Origin of the sequence: Bradyrhizobium sp. I1.14.4 (genome assembly GCF_050435825.1) — a bacterium.
In the GTDB taxonomy this organism is placed as follows: Bacteria; Pseudomonadota; Alphaproteobacteria; order Rhizobiales; family Xanthobacteraceae; genus Bradyrhizobium.
In genome coordinates this window covers 1-16,867 of record NZ_JBNDLA010000008.1, presented here as the reverse complement: position 1 = coordinate 16,867, position 16,867 = coordinate 1, and the positions used below count along the sequence as shown (strand labels likewise).

Genomic DNA, 16,867 nt, shown 5'->3' with positions numbered 1-16,867 from the left:
CCATCAGGACAGATAGTCGAGCCCGATATCGAGTGCGGCCGAGCTGTGGGTCACCCACCCGACCGAGATCAAATCGACGCCGGTCGCGGCAATCGCCGCGGCGGTCGCAGCCGTGATGCGGCCGGAGGCTTCGGTGATCGCCTTGCCGCGCGCCATCGCCACCGCCTTGCCGAGCTGCTCGGTCGTCATGTTGTCGAGCAGAACCACGTCGACGCCAAGCGCCAGCGCCTCTTCGAGTTGCGACAGCGTGTCGACCTCGACCTCGATCTTGACGAGATGGCCGGCATTGGCCTTGGCGCGCTCGATCGCGGTGCGGATGCCGCCGGCGAGCGCGATGTGGTTATCCTTGATCAGCACGGCATCATCGAGCCCGAAGCGGTGATTGCCGCCGCCGCCGGCGCGCACCGCATATTTCTCCAGCGCTCGAAGTCCCGGCGTGGTCTTGCGGGTGCAGACGATTTGCGCACGCGTGCCCGCGACGGCTTTCACGAGCGTGGCGGTTGCGGTCGCGACGCCGCTCAGATGGCAGAGGAAGTTGAGCGCCGTGCGTTCCGCGGTGAGCAGGCTGCGCGCCGGGCCGTCGATGATCGCGATGACCTGGTCGGGCTCGACCGCGCTGCCGTCGGGCCGCTCGGCGCGCAGCTCGATGGCCGGCGACACCGTCTGGAAGGCGGTGCGCGCGACGTCGAGCCCGGCGATCACGCCGGGCTGCCGTGCCCGCATCACCAGCCGCGCCTGCTGGCCGGCCGGTACGATCGCGTCTGCCGTGATATCGCCGGCGCGGCCGAGATCCTCGCGCAGCGCGGTCCGCACGATCGGCTCATACAGCAGCGGCAACAGGGGATTGAGGCTCATGACAGGACACTCCTGGCGAATGGCGTGGACTCGGCGATCGCGCGCGCGGCGGCGAGCGCCTCGGCGCGGGTGAAGGACGACGGAGACGCCGAAAGGGCGGTGTGCGGGAAATCGGAACGGAAATGGCCGCCGCGGCTTTCCTCGCGCCTGATTGCGGCGACGGCGATCATCAACCCGACGAGCGCGGCGTCGGATGCCGCGCTCCGGCCGCGCGCGAGCGGATCGAGGCTCCGGATCGCGCGTGCGATCCCGTCGCGGTCGCGCAGGACGCCGAGCCCATGGGTAAGGATCGGTCGCACGGCGGAGGGATCGGTAGCGGGGGGCATCGCGTCTTCGCGCAGCATCGCCCGCGGACCCGCGCTCACACCTTCGATGCTCTCGGCGACCCAGCGTGCGCAGACGATCGCTTCCATCAGCGAGTTGCTGGCAAGCCGGTTGGCGCCGTGCAACCCGGTGCGCGCCGCTTCGCCGCAGGCCCACAGGCCCTGCACCGTGCTGCGTCCATGACCGTCAACCGCGATGCCGCCCATGTGGTAGTGAACCGCCGGCCGGATCGGGATCGGATCATGGGCGGGATCGATGCCGGCCATCTTGCAGAACGCACTGATCACGGGATAGCGCTGCGCGAAATCCGCGCCCGGATGCTTGCGTGCGTCGAGGAAGGTGCGATGTCCCGCGGCGCGGTGGCGCCAGACGACGCGCGCGACGATGTCGCGTGGCGCAAGCTCGGCGCCGGGCTGATCGGCCATGAACCGCTGCCCGGTTTCGTCGATCAGCACCGCGCCGTCGCCGCGGATCGCCTCGGTCAAAAGCGGCATCGGCCGCGACGGCCCGTCGAAGGCGGTCGGATGAAACTGAACGAATTCGATATCCGACAGTTTTGCGCCGGCATGTGCGGCGAGCGCGAGGCCCTGGCCGAAACAACCGCCCGGATTGGTGCTGTCTGAAAACAGCCCGCCGATGCCGCCGGTCGCGATCACGACGCGGTTGGTCGCGATCGTCAACGTGCCGCGGTCACTGGCTGCAAGCACGCCCTTGACCGCATTGTCCTCGACCATCAGGCGGCGCGCCTCGACGCCTTCCAGCAGCATGATCGATGGCGTCTGACGGACCGCCGCGATCAGCGCGCGCATGATCTCGCGACCGGTGCCGTCGCCGGTGGCATGTACGATGCGGTTGCGGCCGTGCGCGGCCTCGAGCCCGAGGCGCCAGCTGCCGTCGGCGCGCCTGTCGAAGGCGACGCCGAGATCGGCCAGATGCTCGACGGCGGCGGGTGCCGCATGGACGATCCGGCTCGCAGCCGCCGCGTCGCAAAGGCCGGCGCCGGCCGCGAGCGTATCGGCGAGATGCAGGGCGGGGGTGTCATCGTCACCGACCGGCGCGGCTAGTCCGCCCTGCGCCCACATGCTGGAGGCTTCCGCGCCGAGCGGCGATTTCGACAGCAGCACGACCGGCTCGGGTGCGAGTTGGAGCGCCGTCATAAGTCCTGCGGCGCCGCCGCCGATGATGACCGGGCGGCCGCTGAGATCGGAGATGTCGATGCTCATATCGCCAGCATCCTTTCGACACTTCTGCGCGCGCGATCGGCGATCGCGGGATCGATCGTGACCTCGTGCTGGTTGGTCTCCAGCGCATGGCGGATGTTCTTCAGCGTGATCCGCTTCATGTGCGGACAGAGATTGCACGGGCGGACGAAGTCGACATCGGGATTTTGGGCCGCGATGTTGTCGCTCATCGAGCATTCCGTCAGCAGCACGACGCGCGGCGGACGCCTGGTCTCGACGAACGACTGCATCGCAGCCGTCGAACCGGAAAAGTCTGCTTCAGCGACGACCTCGGGCGGGCATTCCGGATGCGCCAGGATGGTGACGTCGGGATGATTTTCGCGCAGCTGGCGCACGTCGTCGGCGGTGAACAGTTCATGCACCTCGCAATGACCCTTCCAGGCAATGATCTTGGTCTTGGTTTGCTTGGCGATGTTCTGTGCCAGATATTCGTCCGGCAGCATGATGACGCGCTCGACGCCGAGCGATTCCACCACCTTCAGCGCATTGCCCGATGTGCAGCAGATGTCGGACTCCGCCTTCACCGCGGTCGAGGTGTTGACATAGGCGACGACGGGCGCGTCCGGGTAGCGCGCGCGCATCAGCCGCACGTCCTGTGCCGTGATGGAATCCGCCAGTGAGCAGCCGGCCTTGAGATCGGGGATCAGCACGGTCTTGGCCGGATTGAGCAGCTTCGCCGTCTCGGCCATGAAATGCACGCCCGCGAGCACGATCACGTCAGCGTCGACTTTCGTTGCTTCGCGCGCCAGCAGGAGGCTGTCGCCGACGATATCGGCGACGCCGTGGAAGATCTCCGGCGTCTGGTAGTTATGCGCGAGCACAACCGCATTGCGGCGGCGCTTCAGCGCGAGAATGGCATCGACGTCCTCCGCGAACGTGGCCCATTCGAACGGCGGGATGACGCGTTTGACGCGCTCATAGAGCGGCGCGGTGCGAGTGAGAAGATCGGTATCGAGTGCAGCCATTTATACTCTCCATGAGCATAAGATGGCTTATACTTATCCTGAGCATAAGGCATGTCAAGTGCGCGAAAGCGGAAGCTTGGTGCCGGCGATGGCCCGTTCGGCCAGCACGGCATGGCGGAAGCGGAACAGCTTGGCCGGCCGTCCAACGGTATCGGCGGCCATTGCGCCAGTCTCTTCAACGAGTTCCTGCTGCTCGATCAGCCGGCGGAAGTTCTGCTTGTGGACCAGCCGGCCTGCGAGCGCCTCAACACTGCGTTGCAGTTGCAGCAGGGTGAACTCGGCCGGCATCAACTCGAATACCACCGGACGGTATTTGATCTTGGCGCGCAACCGCGCGATCCCCGTCGCGAGAATGCGGCGATGATCCGCCGTCATCGGCTTGCCCGGCGCGATCGGCGCCTCGCGGCCCTGCACATGCCCGGCTTCCGGGATCAGCGAGGCTTCGTAGAGCAACTCATAGCGCTGCAGGATGAGTTCTTCGTTCCAGCCGCGATCCTCGAGGCCAAAGGTGATGGCGCAGCGCTGCCACCGCTCGCGCTGCAACGTTGGCGACGGTGCTGCCTTGGCCCACGCTTTCAGCTTTGGCGCGATCGTCTTGGCCAGGAAAGCCGGCGCGCCGGCGCGATGATCTTCCCACGGGAAGTAGTCGTACCAGCCGGACCAATGCGCCTCGAAGCCTTCGCCGACCCGGTCCTCGCGGGTCAGGCCGAGGTAGCTGATCGAGACGCTGTGCGGCGCCTTGACGTCGCCGGAGCGGCCGGGATCGGCAAAGGTGTAGAGCTGCTCGACATAGCCGAGCGGATGACCGGTCTGGGCCTCGACCCAGGCCCGCAGCGCGGTCTGCAGCGAGCGGTGGGTGAATTCGAACGGGCCGCTCGGCAGCGCGGAGCCGCCGGCGATGGTGATGATCTTCGGCGTGCCATCGGTGACGGCGACCAGCACCGCGACGAGGTCGGCGGTAACTGCGTTCCCCGAGGCCGGTGCGCTGGTTTTCTGCGGCGATCTGGCCACGCGCTCGTCCCGCGCTAGCAATAGCCGTAGACGCCGCAGGCGTAGGGCAGGCGATCCCAGTAGGTCACATAGGCGCCGCCGTAATAGGGGCCGAGATAGTTGTAGGAGTGCCAGTTGCCGTAATAGCCCGGCAGTGACGACGATCCCGGCAGCAGCGGTTCGCCCCGCACGATCGGGATATACGGCTCTGCGTTGAGCGGGATCACCGTGGGCTCGACGACCACGAGCTGGCGTCCCCGCCGCACATAGGCCGGCGACGTGATGGTGGTGCGGTAGGCATAGTGCCGTCGCGGCAAGCCAGGAGGCAGCTGGCGCGCGGCCTTGACGGTTGTGCTTTTTGCGACGGCAGGGCCGTCGGCGGCGTCAGCAGGCGAAAGCGCAGACAACGCGATCGCGAGCGGCAATATCCAGCGCGGCATCAATGGTCTCCCGAATCATCCGGAGCCTATTACTGCCACTCTATGCCGGATTGAACGTTAACGAGAGACCTGTCGGTATTAAGCGTTAACGAGACGGCCGTTCGGCACAAAATTGCCGGAGCGATGCGGCGCACCGCTCCGGAACAGCGGCGGGGTCAGGCGCGCAAGGCCTGGTCGAGGTCCGCGATCAGATCTTCCTTGTCCTCGATGCCGATCGAAAGCCGCACCACGTCGGGCGCCGCGCCCGACTTCACCTTGGCGGCGTCGTCGAGCTGGCTGTGGGTGGTGGAGGCCGGGTGGATCACCAGCGAGCGGGTGTCGCCGACATTGGCGAGATGCGAGAACAGCCTCAGGTTCGACACCAGATTGACGCCCGCGTCATAGCCGCCCCTAAGGCTGAAGGTGAACACCGCGCCGGCGCCCTTCGGCGCGTATTTGCGCTGCAGGGCGTTGTACCTGTCGCCGGGCAGGCCGGCGTAGTTCACCGCGGACACGGCGGGGTGGGTGGAGAGGAATTCCGCCACCGCCTTGGCATTGTCGCAGTGCTTCTGCATGCGCAGCGGCAGCGTCTCGATGCCGGTGAGGATCATGAAGGCGTTGAACGGCGACAGCGCGGGACCGAGGTCGCGCAGTCCGAGCACGCGGCAGGCGATCGCGAAGGCGAAATTGCCGAAGGTCTCCTGGATCCGGATGCCGTGATATTCCGGGCGCGGCTCGCTCAGCATCGGATATTTGTTGTCCTTCGACCAGTCGAAGGTGCCGGCGTCGACGATGATGCCGCCGAGCGAGTTGCCGTGGCCGCCAAGGAACTTGGTCAGGGAGTGCACGACGATGTCGGCACCGTGGTCGATCGGCTTGATCAGATAGGGAGAGGCCAGCGTGTTGTCGACGATCAGCGGCACGCCGGCCTTGCGCGCAACGGCTGCGATCGCCTCGATATCTGTGATGCTGCCGGCGGGGTTGGCGATGGATTCGATGAAGATCGCCTTGGTGTGCGGCGTCACTGCGCGCTCAAAGCTTTCGATCTCGTCGGGATCGGCCCAGGCCACATTCCAGCCGAATGCCTTGAAGGCGTGGGTGAACTGGTTGATCGAGCCGCCATAAAGCTTGCGCGCCGCAATGATCTCGTCGCCGGGCCTCAACAGCTGCTGCAGCACGACGAGCTGTGCCGCGTGGCCGGAGGCGACGGCGAGCGCCGCGGTGCCGCCCTCCAGCGCGGCGACGCGTTCCTCGAGCACCGCGTTGGTCGGGTTGCCGATGCGCGTATAGATGTTGCCGAACGCCTGCAGGCCGAACAGCGAGGCGGCGTGGTCGGCGTCGTTGAAGACGAATGACGTGGTTTGGTAGATCGGCGTCGCCCGCGCGCCGGTGGTGGGATCAGGCTGCGCGCCGGCGTGCACGGCGAGGGTGGAAAATCCCGGAACGCGATCGGTCATTCTTTGTGTCCTGTTGTGGCCTGGTCGAAAACGCGCGGCATGCTGATGGCGGCGGCGCCCGCCGTCAAGCGAGTTGGGCACGCCGCCAGTTTTTGGAAAGGGCATCCTACGTCGCACCGGACGATCGAAACGATTATTCCGCCGAGATGTCAGGTTGTCTCGGTCTTGTTTTTCGCCGCGCGGTCGGATGCCGCAGTCTGGCCGCCGCCAAAACTCGTGCGGTTGAGCGATAACCGCATGCCCTGCGTCGGGACCGGCGCGCGCTTGGAGCTCAGCGTGCGCGAGTTGACGCCCATCCAGGAGATTTCGGACGACAGCCGGCCATACTCGATCTTCGGGCAGCGGTTCATCACCACCTTGAGGCCCGCGGCTTCCGCCTTCTCGGCCGCGGCATCGTCGCGTGCGCCAAGCTGCATCCAGATCACTTTCGGCGGCGGCGACAATTTCAGCGCCTCGTCGACGACGGGCATGATGTGGCTCGAATTGCGGAAGATGTCGATCATGTCGATCGGGCGATCGATGTCCGCGAGCGAGGCGACGAACGGCTTGCCCATCAGCGTCTTGCCGACATGGCCGGGATTGACCGGGATCATGTCGTAGCCGCGCTGCGCGAGATACTTGAAGGCGAAATAGCTCGGCCTTATGTTGACCGGCGAGGCGCCGACCATCGCGATTGATTTCACGTTGTTCAGGATGCTGCGGATGTAATTATCGTCGTAGGCGTCGTGATTCATTTCGATCTTACTTGTCCTGTCGATCTTACTTATCCTGCCACTTCGGATCGCGCTTCTCGATGAAGGCGCCGATGCCTTCCTCGGCATCGCGCGCCATCATGTTTTCGGTCATCACCCCGGCGGCAAAGCGATAGGCGTCGGCAAGGCTCATCTCGGCCTGGCGGTAGAACGCCTCCTTGCCGAGCTTGACGGTGTAGGCCGATTTCAGCGCGACCATCTCGGCCAGCGCGATCGCGGCGTCGCGTTCGGTGCCCGCCGGCACCACGCGGTTGATCAGGCCGATGCTCTGCGCCTTTGCCGCAGAGATCGGCTCGCCAGTGAGCAGCATCTCCATCGCCTGCTTGCGCGGCACGTTGCGCGACAGCGCCACCATCGGCGTCGAGCAGAACAACCCGATGTCGACGCCGGGCGTCGCGAACGTCGAGGTCTCGGAGGCGATGGCAAGGTCGCAGCTGGCGACAAGCTGGCAGCCGGCCGCGGTCGCGATGCCCTGGACCGCCGCGACCACCGGCTTCGGCAGCTGCACGATCGCCTGCATCATCGCGCTGCAGGCGTTCATGATCTCAGCAAAATAGGCGCGGCCGCGGTCCGCGTCGCTGCGGCGCGCAGTGAGCTCCTTGAGATCGTGGCCGGCGCAGAAAGCCGGGCCGTTGGCGGCGAGCACGACGGCGCGGATGCTCTTGTCATCGCAGATGTCGTTCAGCGCAGCGTGCACCTCGCGCATCAGGCCTTCGGAGAGGCTGTTGCGCGCTCCGGGCCGATTGAGCGTCAGGAGCGCGATACTGCCGACGGTCTCGCGCAGCAGGATCGGCTGGTGTTGCGGCGCTTCCGCGCGGGCGGCTTGGGCAGACATGGTGAAATTCCACTTTGGTCTGTATGACAACTTAATGTAACAGGCAGACTGAAGCGAGGGCAGGGGTGGCATGGCGATTGCGAAAATGAGCGTGGCTGAGCTGGAGGAGTTCCTGCGCAAGGAATTTCCGCAGGCGTTCACCCACGACGACATCAGGATCGAGAGCGCCGACGGCGAGACGGCCCTGATGCGCCAGCGCTTCAGCGAGCGCATGCTGCGGCCGGGCGGCACGGTGTCCGGACCGACCCTGATGGGGCTGCCCGATTTTGCGATGTATGTGGTGCTGCTGTCGGCGATCGGGCCGATCGGCTTGGCCGTCACCACCAACCTCAACATCAACTTCCTGCGCAAGGGCCAGCCGGGACAGGACGTGCTCGCGGTCGCCAGGCTGCTCAAGCTCGGCAAGCGGCTTGCGGTCGGCGAGGTGAACCTGCTGTCCGGGACTTCTCCGGATCCGATCGCCCATGTCACGGCGACCTATTCCATTCCAAATCAATAGCCTTTTTCGAGGTATTATTACACCATAATTGTAAGCCGCTGTTTTTGCTGTCGTAATTCTGGCGCATCGGCGTTGACGTGCGCCCGCGGTTTCTCTAGAAATCCACGCAGTTCGGCGCATACGGCGCCGATTTCCTTTTTCACGGATTTCACACATGAGCACGTTCTCGGCCAAGCCCGCCGAAGTGACGAAGAAGTGGGTCGTGATCGACGCCAAGGGTTTGGTCGTCGGTCGTCTCGCCACGCTCGTCGCGATGCGCCTGCGCGGCAAACACCTGCCCACCTATACTCCGCATGTCGACTGCGGCGACAACGTCATCATCGTCAACGCCGCGCATGTGGTGCTGACCGGTCGCAAGCGCGACCAGAAGACCTACTACAAGCACACCGGCTTCATCGGTGGCATCAAGGAGCGCACCGCGAAGCAGATCCTCGAGGGTCGCTTCCCCGAGCGCGTCGTCGAGAAGGCGATCGAGCGCATGATCCCGCGCGGTCCGCTCGGCCGTATGCAGATGGGCAATCTGCGCGTCTATCCGGGTGCCGATCATCCGCATGAGGCCCAGAGCCCCGAGAAAGTCGATATCGCTTCCCTGAATCGCAAGAACACGAGGGCCGCATAATGTCCGATACGTTGCAGTCCCTCGACCAGCTTTCGCAGGTTAAGCCGGCGGCTCCCGACGCGCCGAAGTACGTCAAGAAGGTCGACAAGTTCAATCGCGCCTATGCCACCGGCAAGCGCAAGGACGCTGTCGCCCGGGTCTGGATCAAGCCGGGCGCCGGCAAGATCTCCGTCAACACCCGCGACATCGAAATCTACTTCGCCCGCCCGGTGCTGCGCATGATGATCCAGCAGCCGCTGGTCGCTGCCGCCCGTAACGGCCAGTACGACGTGATCTGCACCGTCGCCGGCGGCGGTCTGTCCGGCCAGGCCGGTGCTGTCAGACACGGTATCTCGAAGGCGCTGACCAACTTCGAGCCCGAGCTGCGCAGCGTCCTCAAGAAGGGCGGCTTCCTGACCCGCGACTCCCGCGCGGTCGAGCGCAAGAAGTACGGCAAGGCGAAGGCCCGCAAGTCCTTCCAGTTCTCGAAGCGCTAATTCGAGTTGTAAAATTCGCGGCAGTTGCCGCGTGCATCGAGTTGCAGAGGGCGCCGCGAGGCGCCCTTTTTGCTGCGCCCAACCGCGCATGCTTCGAGGCGAATTAGCGCAGTTTTTCATGAAAACTTGCGTGTGCGTGCAAACGAAATTGGAACTCGGGCCTTCTAGCCTGCAGCCTCGCACTGGCGCTGCATCACCGTATTTATTTGCGCCTGCGAACGTTGCATCACACCGGGCTGGGGTGAGTTATGTCGTTCGATCCATCGACACTGTATTTGTTCGCCACCATGGTCGCGGGCATGCTCGGCGCCATGCTCTGGCTGTTCGGCAGGCAGGAGAGCATTCCCGCGCTGAAATGGTGGGGCACCGCCTACCTGCTCGGGGCGGCCTCGGTCGCGCTCTGGACGGTCGGCAGCTCGATGCTCGATCCCATGGTCCTGCTGGGCCTCAATGCGATCGGCTTCGCCGCCTGCGGCATGGTCTGGAATGCCTCGCGGATTTTCCACGGCCGCAAAGCCAACCTGACCGGCCTCGTGCTCGGCCCGATTGCGTGGATCGGTGCGGTGTTGACGGTGGAGGATCCGGCGATGCGCCTGACCATCGGCGCCGGGATCGTTGCGATCTACGCCGCGCTGACCGCCTCCGAACTCGGGAGCGAGCGCCGCCGCGCGATGCAGAAGCGCTGGATTGCGATCGTCATCCCGGTTGCCCATGGCTGCGTCCTGATGCTGCCGATCCTGGCCGGCGACCTGCTGCGGCTGAACGGCCAGAATTTCGTCAGCAGCTTCTGGGTCACGCTGTTCTCGATCGAACTCGTGCTGTACGCGATCGGCACGGTGTTCGTGATCTTCATGATGGTGTCGGACCGCGCGGTCGCGGTGCACAAGACGGCCGCGTCGATCGATCCGTTGAGCGGCATGCTCAACCGCCGCGGCTTCACTGAAGCCTGCACGCGCGTGATCGAGCGGGAGGCCGTTGCCGGCCGGCCGGTCACGGTGATGATCTTCGACCTCGATCACTTCAAGTCGATCAACGACCGGTTCGGCCATCCCGCCGGCGACGAGATCCTGAAACTGTTCTCCGCCGTGGTGGTCAACAATCTCAGGATCAGCGATCTGTCGGGCCGGATCGGCGGCGAGGAATTCGCGGCGCTGCTGCCATGCTCGCTGGAGGAAGGCGTGCTGGTCGCCGAGCGCGTGCGCGAAGCCTTCGAGAACAGCAATATCACCTGCGAGGAAGGCGCGGTCGACACCACGGTCAGCATCGGCGTCGCCGGCGGGCCTGCCGGGACCGAGCTCGAGGTGCTGCTGGCCTCGGCCGACACTGCGCTCTACCAAGCCAAGCGCGGCGGCCGCAACCGCGTCGAGGCGGCGGAGGAATTGCCGCTTTCGCTGGAGAACTGGCGGCGCAAGACCGCGGGTCTGTCCGCCTCGGAGCGGCAAAAGCCGGCGACTGCCCGGGTATGAGCGCGGTAACCGCTGGTTAACCATTCGATCCCATGCTTTCGGGCATGGAGTCGATCCGCACCCGCAATCCGCAATCAGCCCTGATGTCGCTCGAAGCCGACGCGGTTTCGGCGCGCAGCGGCTTCGCCTGCCTGTTCTCGGACTCGAATGAATACGAAACTGCGCTTATCGCCGAACGGCGTGCGCAGGGGCGATACGAACCGCCGAAGAGCCGCTGGCCGATCATGATGCTGCTCGGCGTGATGCTGATGGTTGTCGGGACGGTCCTGCTGTTCAACTGAACCACCGCAAGGTCTGCGAACGGGGCGCCTGCGCGAGCGCCTTTTGCTTTTGTGCCGGCTGCGCTAGAGCGCGATGAGATTAGGTTGAATCGTCATCGCGCTCTAGCTTGTTGTCAAAGCATGATCTTTTCGGAAAACCGCTTCGCACTTTTCCGGATCATGCTCTAGAGACGAGGCCTTTCCCAAGGGAAACCGAAAAAGGGGAGACCAAAGCCCAATGATCACCGAAATCGCACAAATCGACGTCAAGCCCGGCAGCGAGCAGGAGTTCGAGGCCGCGGTGGCCAAGGCGCGCCCGCTGTTCCTGCGCGCCAAGGGCGGCAAGGGGTTTGAACTGCACCGCTCGATCGAGAAGCCGTCGCGTTACCGGCTCGTAGCCAAGTGGGAGACGCTGGAGAATCACACCGTCGATTTCCGCGGCTCCGAGGATTTTACCGCCTGGCGCGCGCTGGTCGGCCCCTATTTCGCGGTGGCGCCCGAGGTCGAGCACACCGAGACCGTGCTGACCACCTGAGCCGGGCGATTCTTGCTTTGACGCGTTCTCTTCAAGCGAACCGGTACCCGGTTCGCTTGAAAACGCGCTAAGCGGCCCGCGCAGGCGCCGGATCCTCCGTCTTGAAGTGGTCGATCATCACCTTGGCGATCGCCATCAGCGGCAGCGCCAGCGCCAGCCCCCAGATGCCGAACACGACGCCGAGCAGGATCTGGAATGCGAACAGCGTGGCAGGCGGAATATCGAGCGCCTGCCGCTGCACGATCGGCGTGATCACGTAACTCTCCAGCGCGTGGACGCCAAGGAACAGGATGAACGCGCTTAGCGCCGCGATCCATCCCGAGGCGAGGCTTGCCAGCACCACGATCAATCCGGCGAGGATCGCGCCGACCGTCGGGATGAAGGCGAGCAGGCCGGCCTGGATGCCCAGGATGAACGAGCTCGGAATGCCGATGATGGCAAGTCCGATCCACGTGACGAGGAACACCGCCGCCATGGTGATGATCTGCGCGATCAGCCAGCGCTCCAGCGTCTCGCCGATGCGGTCGACGATGATGGTCGCCTGCGCGCTGTATTTGGCCGGTGCGATGAACAGCAGCCCGGCGCGGTAGATGCTCGGCTGGGCCGCGAAGGCGAGCCCCAGGAACAGCACGATGAAGAAGTTGCCGACGACGCTGACAGTGCCGAGCAGCACTTTCAGCGTCTGACTGATGATGGCGCCGCCGCTGGAGGCCAGCGCGCCGGCGCCGGGCAGGCCGTGCGACTGGGATGTTGCGGGCGTCGTTGTCGGCGTCACGGCGGTGCCTTCCGGCTTCGCCTCGCCGGCGGCACTGGTGAAATCGAGATAGCTGGTATCGACACCATGCTGTTCAAGGAATTCCTTGACGCTGCCGAGCTGCGATTTGATCGTGTTGCTCAGCACCGTGGCCTGCTGCGCGATCGTGGTGCCGCCGAGGAACACGATGCCGGACAGCAATCCGGCCATCGCCAGGCAGACGACGGCCAGCCGCAGCGCGTGAGGCAGCCCGGTCAACCGGCCGAGCAGGGTGGTCATTGCGTTCAGGCCGACCCCGAGCAGCATCCCCGCGAACAGCAGGAACAGGGTCGCGGCGAACTGCCAGGCGAACAGGAGCAGGGCGGCGAACAGTACGATGCCGATGCCACCGACGGCGATCGCCCACGCCAAGTCATTGCGGGCTTGCAGGCGATTGTCAGCCGAGTCTGTCACGGGTGATTCCCCCTTCGCGACGGTGTCCGGAGCAGTCATTGGCGAAAATCCCGCCGGGATCAAGCGGCCGGGACCGTGCCGGTTTGCCGCTGATGCGCCACGGCACCGGGCATGACCGGCGGGCGTCCGCGCCGATTTTGGCCCCCGAGGGTACGAATCTGTGCAGGACTGCAAGGCCCCCTGTGCAGATATAGACGGTTGATCCGGGGGGAACTCGAAGGCATGATCGTCTCCGCAACGTCGCGAACTTAGAAGATTCATTGCGCGAGACCTCAATAATGAGACGGCCCGTGGTCGGCGTTATCGGGAACGCCCATCGCATCGAAAATCGTTTCACAGTCCAGATGGTCGGAGAGCGCAACCTTCGCGCGGTTGCCGAGGTGTCGGGTGCGGTGCCGCTGATGTTCGCGGGCAGCCCCGAAATCACCGAGGTCGGCGCCTTGCTGGACGTGGTCGACGGCGTGGTGCTGACCGGGGCCCGCGCCAACGTCCATCCGACCCGCTTCAACACCGAACCTTGCGCCGCGCACGAGCCCTACGACATTCACCGCGACGACGTCGCGCTGGCGCTGTCGGAGGCCTGCGTCGCGCGCGGCGTGCCGATCTTTGGCATCTGCCGCGGCCTGCAGGAGATGAACGTCGCCTTCGGCGGCTCGCTGCACCCGGAGATCCGCGAGATTCCAGGCCGGATGAACCATCGGATGCCGCGGCTCGAGAACGGCGAAATCCATCCCGATCCCACCGTGGTGTTCGCGGACCGTCACGACGTCGCGCTGACGCCAGGTGGCGCATTCGCGAAGATCCTCGGCTGCGAGACCATTCGGGTCAATTCGCTGCACGGCCAAGGCATCCTCGTGCCCGGCGAGCGCGTCGTGATCGAGGGCATCGCCGAGGACGGCACCATCGAGGCGATCCGCATTGCCGATGCGCCGGGCTTTGCGCTCGGCGTGCAGTGGCACGCCGAATACGATCCGCAGCGCAATCCGGTCAACCGCGCGCTGTTCGAGGCCTTCGGCGACGCGCTGCGCGAGCGGCAGCGGGCCGCGTAGGGCTGCAGCAAGCGCGGTCATTGCGCGCACAGCGAAGCAATCCATTCGTCGGCGTAGGCGCAACGATGGATTGCCTCCTCGCTTCCGCGCAAAATTGCTTTGCTATTTTGTCGTGAGCTCCTCGCAGTGACGGGTGAGAGTGTGGCTTCATGCGATCCGACCATGCGTCCGCATTCTCGCGACATGAATCGTCCGAGCTTTGCAAACTCGACTGGCGTTCGAGCGGAGCGACCTTAGGGTTTTGCCGGCTCAGATCGGCGCGTTGCTGCCACAAAATTCAAACTGAGACACCACCCCGCCGGCCTCCGCGCCTGAACGGCCGTTCTCCGTACTAATACGGATACGAAAGTGGCGGATCGGCGCGCCGGACTCGGCTAAGCAACAGAGGCGCAAGCCACCGGATATTGCCCCGGCGCCGACAATCCTTTCCGATACCGATTTTCCTTGTCCATTTTCCGGTGCAGCTGCTCACGATGAGTTGGTCGTGATGAATTTGTCGGGCCGTCTGGCGATGGGAATGATGCTTCCCGTCGTCGCGCTCCTGTTCGCGCTGGGCTTCATCCATGGCGTCACCTGGCCGGGCATTCTGCTCGCGGGCGGTGCGGTTGCGGTGGTGTTGATGACGGCTGAGATGATTGCGAGGTCGCTGTCCGGGAAGCCCGCCCAGCAGGTGCGGGCTGCGGAGGTGCTGTCGCGCGGCCAGCAGACGCCGACTGGTGCCGGCGGCAATGACGAGACCGCACAGCTCGCCGCGACGCTTGCCGAACTGTCGGCGCAATTGGGCAGCAGGCAGCATCTGCTTGAGAAGACCGTCGAGAGCATCCGCGATCCGGTGGTGGTCGCCGATGAGCACGGGATGATCGTGATCGTCAACGCCGCGGCGCGGCGGCTGTACAGTGTCGAACCCGGTTTTGACACGCTGACCGGTGTTCGCACTTTCCAGAACTATTATGCCGACGGCACGACTGTGATGCAGATCGCGGACACGCCGATGGCGCGTGCGCTGCGCGGTGATGACGTCGACGATTTCGAGCTGATCGTAAAACCCCACCGGCCGGAGCCGGCCGTCTGTCTGGTCGCCAACGCCAGGCCGCTGCGCGACGATGCCGGCCAACTGCGTGGCGCTGTCGCCGTGCTGCACGATGTCACCGCGCAGCGAAGCGCGCATCAGGCGCTGGTCGAGAGCGAGCAGATGGCGCAGGCGATCATCAGGACCGCGCTCGACGCCTTCGTGCAGACCGACCAGGACGGCGTCGTTCTCGACTGGAGCCCGCAGGCTGAAGCGCTGACCGGCTGGACGCGGCCCGAAGCGGTCGGTCAGCGCGTGGTCGAACTGGTGTTCCCGGAGGAGCTTCGCGTCGCGCACCAGCAGCGCATCACCCGCTTCCTGCAGGAGACCGCGGTCGGCGGCATGGGCATGCGCTATGAAACGGCGTGCGTGCACCGCGTCGGCCATCGGTTCTATGTCGAGGTGTCGCTCAATGCGCTGCGCCGCGGCGATGGCTGGATCATCAATTCCTTCGTCAGGGACATCACCCAGCGCCGGATTGCCGAGGAGCAGCTGATCCAGGCGCAGAAGACGGAATCGCTCGGGCGCTTGACCGGCGGCATCGCGCACGATTTCAACAACATGCTGACCGTGATCACCGGCACGATCGAGATCCTTGCCGACGGGGTCAAGGAAAACCCGCAGCTTGCCGCGATCGCCAAGCTGATCAGCGATGCCGCCGATCGCGGCGCACAGCTCACCTCAAGCCTGCTGGCGTTTGCGCGCAAGCAGCCGTTGCAGCCCGCCGAGACCGACGTCAATGACCTGGTCGGCGAAGTGGTGCGGCTGTTGTCGCAGACGCTGGGCTCGCAGACCGAGATCAGGACGGAGCTCAGCCGTAGCGCATGGCTCGCCTTTGTCGACCGCAGCCAGCTCGGCGCGGCGCTGGTCAATCTTGCCATCAATGCGCGCGATGCCATGCCTGACGGCGGCACGCTGACCTTTGCAACCCGCAATATCCAGCTCGGGATTCCTGACGCCGTGGCGCACGGCGTCGAACGCGCCGGCGACCATCTCGTGATCGAGGTGACCGATACCGGTACCGGGATTTCGCCGTCGCATCTGGAGAAGATCTTCGATCCGTTCTTCTCCACCAAGGAGGTCGGGCAGGGCACCGGGCTCGGCCTCAGCATGGTGTTCGGCTTCGTCAAGCAGAGCGGCGGCGGGATCGAGGTCAAGAGCGAGCCGGGACGCGGCACCACCTTCAGGATCTGTCTGCCCAAGGCAGACGGCACCGCGCAGCGGCCGGTCGCGGAGGACGATCTGCCGGCCGGGGGCGGCAGCGAGACGATCCTGTGCGTCGAGGACGACGTCACGATCCGCGACTACGTCACCGGCCAGCTCGAAAGCCTCGGCTACAAGGTGCTGGTCGCGGCGAACGCGGATGCCGCGCTCGCGATCGTCAACCGCGGCACCGCGTTCGATCTTCTGTTCACCGACATCGTGATGCCCGGCAGCATGAACGGCCGGCAATTGGCGGAGACGCTGATGACGGGGCGCCCGGCGCTGCGGGTGCTGTTCACCTCGGGCTACAGCGATGGCGTGCTGCCGGCACAACAGGGACGTCGCGGCCATGGCATTCCGCTGTTGACCAAACCTTATCGCCGCGGCGAGTTGGCGCGGATGCTGCGGCGCTGCCTCGATCTTCAGGTCGACTTTCAAGGCGATCCGGTTCCGCAGCCTTACTCCGTGCAGCCCGATCTCGAACGCTTTCTGCGCGAGAATCCACCGGACAAGACCTAGCAGTCTGCTGAAGAACCCGCTCGCCACGGAGCGGGCTTGATGATTCACTTTATCATCTCGAATCGGCGGAGGCGCTCATGCGCGGCAGGTTTACGGATCAGGGCGGCCTGTTTTCGTACATTGCGCC

The 16,867-nt window shown here is 65.2% G+C and carries 17 protein-coding genes; 8 read left to right on the top strand and 9 right to left on the bottom strand.

From position 1 onward, the window contains the following. Positions 1 to 3: 3 nt before the first annotated feature. The 8 genes from nadC to ABIB78_RS17745 all read right to left on the bottom strand — a co-directional run bounded on the left by nadC (position 4) and on the right by ABIB78_RS17745 (position 7,838). On the bottom strand, positions 4 to 855 hold the full coding sequence (nadC, locus tag ABIB78_RS17780) for a carboxylating nicotinate-nucleotide diphosphorylase (protein ID WP_429026839.1): 852 nt from the start codon (positions 853 to 855) through the stop codon (positions 4 to 6). Further along, positions 852 to 2,402 carry an L-aspartate oxidase gene (locus ABIB78_RS17775; RefSeq protein WP_429026838.1) on the bottom strand — a complete coding sequence of 517 codons (1,551 nt, stop codon included), beginning with the start codon at positions 2,400 to 2,402 and terminating at the stop codon, positions 852 to 854. Before ABIB78_RS17775 ends, nadC begins: the two co-directional genes overlap by 4 nt. Beyond that, the gene (gene nadA / locus ABIB78_RS17770) at positions 2,399 to 3,385 is read right to left on the bottom strand and encodes a quinolinate synthase NadA (RefSeq protein WP_429026836.1); all 987 of its coding nucleotides are present in this window, start codon (positions 3,383 to 3,385) and stop codon (positions 2,399 to 2,401) included. Before nadA ends, ABIB78_RS17775 begins: the two co-directional genes overlap by 4 nt. Before the next feature lie 54 nt (positions 3,386 to 3,439). Then, positions 3,440 to 4,396 (bottom strand): NUDIX hydrolase, encoded by a 957-nt coding sequence (locus tag ABIB78_RS17765; protein ID WP_429026834.1) that lies wholly within the window; start codon positions 4,394 to 4,396, stop codon positions 3,440 to 3,442. A 14-nt stretch (positions 4,397 to 4,410) separates the two neighbouring features. After that, on the bottom strand, positions 4,411 to 4,815 hold the full coding sequence (locus ABIB78_RS17760; RefSeq protein ID WP_429026832.1) for a hypothetical protein: 405 nt from the start codon (positions 4,813 to 4,815) through the stop codon (positions 4,411 to 4,413). A gap of 155 nt (positions 4,816 to 4,970) precedes the next feature. Beyond that, positions 4,971 to 6,251 carry an O-acetylhomoserine aminocarboxypropyltransferase gene (locus tag ABIB78_RS17755; RefSeq protein WP_429026830.1) on the bottom strand — a complete coding sequence of 427 codons (1,281 nt, stop codon included), beginning with the start codon at positions 6,249 to 6,251 and terminating at the stop codon, positions 4,971 to 4,973. 149 nt (positions 6,252 to 6,400) lie between these two features. Then, the gene (locus ABIB78_RS17750; protein ID WP_429026827.1) at positions 6,401 to 6,985 is read right to left on the bottom strand and encodes a CoA-binding protein; all 585 of its coding nucleotides are present in this window, start codon (positions 6,983 to 6,985) and stop codon (positions 6,401 to 6,403) included. A gap of 25 nt (positions 6,986 to 7,010) precedes the next feature. Beyond that, the gene (locus ABIB78_RS17745) at positions 7,011 to 7,838 is read right to left on the bottom strand and encodes an enoyl-CoA hydratase (protein WP_429026825.1); all 828 of its coding nucleotides are present in this window, start codon (positions 7,836 to 7,838) and stop codon (positions 7,011 to 7,013) included. Positions 7,839 to 7,908: 70 nt separating this feature from the next. Here ABIB78_RS17745 and ABIB78_RS17740 point away from each other — a divergent pair, with 70 nt between their 5' ends. From ABIB78_RS17740 to ABIB78_RS17715, 6 genes are all read left to right on the top strand, one after another. Next, positions 7,909 to 8,337 (top strand): PaaI family thioesterase, encoded by a 429-nt coding sequence (locus tag ABIB78_RS17740; protein ID WP_429026822.1) that lies wholly within the window; start codon positions 7,909 to 7,911, stop codon positions 8,335 to 8,337. A gap of 154 nt (positions 8,338 to 8,491) precedes the next feature. Further along, entirely contained in the window at positions 8,492 to 8,956 is a 465-nt protein-coding gene (gene rplM / locus ABIB78_RS17735) for a 50S ribosomal protein L13 (RefSeq protein WP_016840522.1), read from the top strand. Beyond that, positions 8,956 to 9,432, top strand: coding sequence for a 30S ribosomal protein S9 (rpsI, locus tag ABIB78_RS17730; RefSeq protein WP_429026820.1), 477 nt, complete (start codon positions 8,956 to 8,958; stop codon positions 9,430 to 9,432). The genes rplM and rpsI overlap by 1 nt, the downstream gene beginning before the upstream one ends. A gap of 248 nt (positions 9,433 to 9,680) precedes the next feature. Next, positions 9,681 to 10,898: a GGDEF domain-containing protein gene (locus ABIB78_RS17725; RefSeq protein WP_429026818.1), complete on the top strand. Its 1,218-nt coding sequence runs from the start codon at positions 9,681 to 9,683 to the stop codon at positions 10,896 to 10,898. Between the two features lie 44 nt (positions 10,899 to 10,942). Then, positions 10,943 to 11,179, top strand: a complete 237-nt coding sequence (locus tag ABIB78_RS17720) for a hypothetical protein (RefSeq protein ID WP_429026815.1) — start codon at positions 10,943 to 10,945, stop codon at positions 11,177 to 11,179. 217 nt (positions 11,180 to 11,396) lie between these two features. Beyond that, positions 11,397 to 11,693 carry an antibiotic biosynthesis monooxygenase family protein gene (locus ABIB78_RS17715; RefSeq protein ID WP_429026812.1) on the top strand — a complete coding sequence of 99 codons (297 nt, stop codon included), beginning with the start codon at positions 11,397 to 11,399 and terminating at the stop codon, positions 11,691 to 11,693. A 67-nt stretch (positions 11,694 to 11,760) separates the two neighbouring features. Here the strand turns inward: ABIB78_RS17715 and ABIB78_RS17710 are convergent, their stop codons facing one another. Continuing rightward, on the bottom strand, positions 11,761 to 12,900 hold the full coding sequence (locus ABIB78_RS17710; RefSeq protein WP_429026810.1) for an AI-2E family transporter: 1,140 nt from the start codon (positions 12,898 to 12,900) through the stop codon (positions 11,761 to 11,763). A gap of 278 nt (positions 12,901 to 13,178) precedes the next feature. Here ABIB78_RS17710 and ABIB78_RS17705 point away from each other — a divergent pair, with 278 nt between their 5' ends. Next, entirely contained in the window at positions 13,179 to 13,949 is a 771-nt protein-coding gene (locus ABIB78_RS17705) for a gamma-glutamyl-gamma-aminobutyrate hydrolase family protein (RefSeq protein ID WP_429026808.1), read from the top strand. A gap of 517 nt (positions 13,950 to 14,466) precedes the next feature. Beyond that, positions 14,467 to 16,740: a PAS domain S-box protein gene (locus tag ABIB78_RS17700; RefSeq protein WP_429026807.1), complete on the top strand. Its 2,274-nt coding sequence runs from the start codon at positions 14,467 to 14,469 to the stop codon at positions 16,738 to 16,740. Positions 16,741 to 16,867 lie beyond the last annotated feature (127 nt).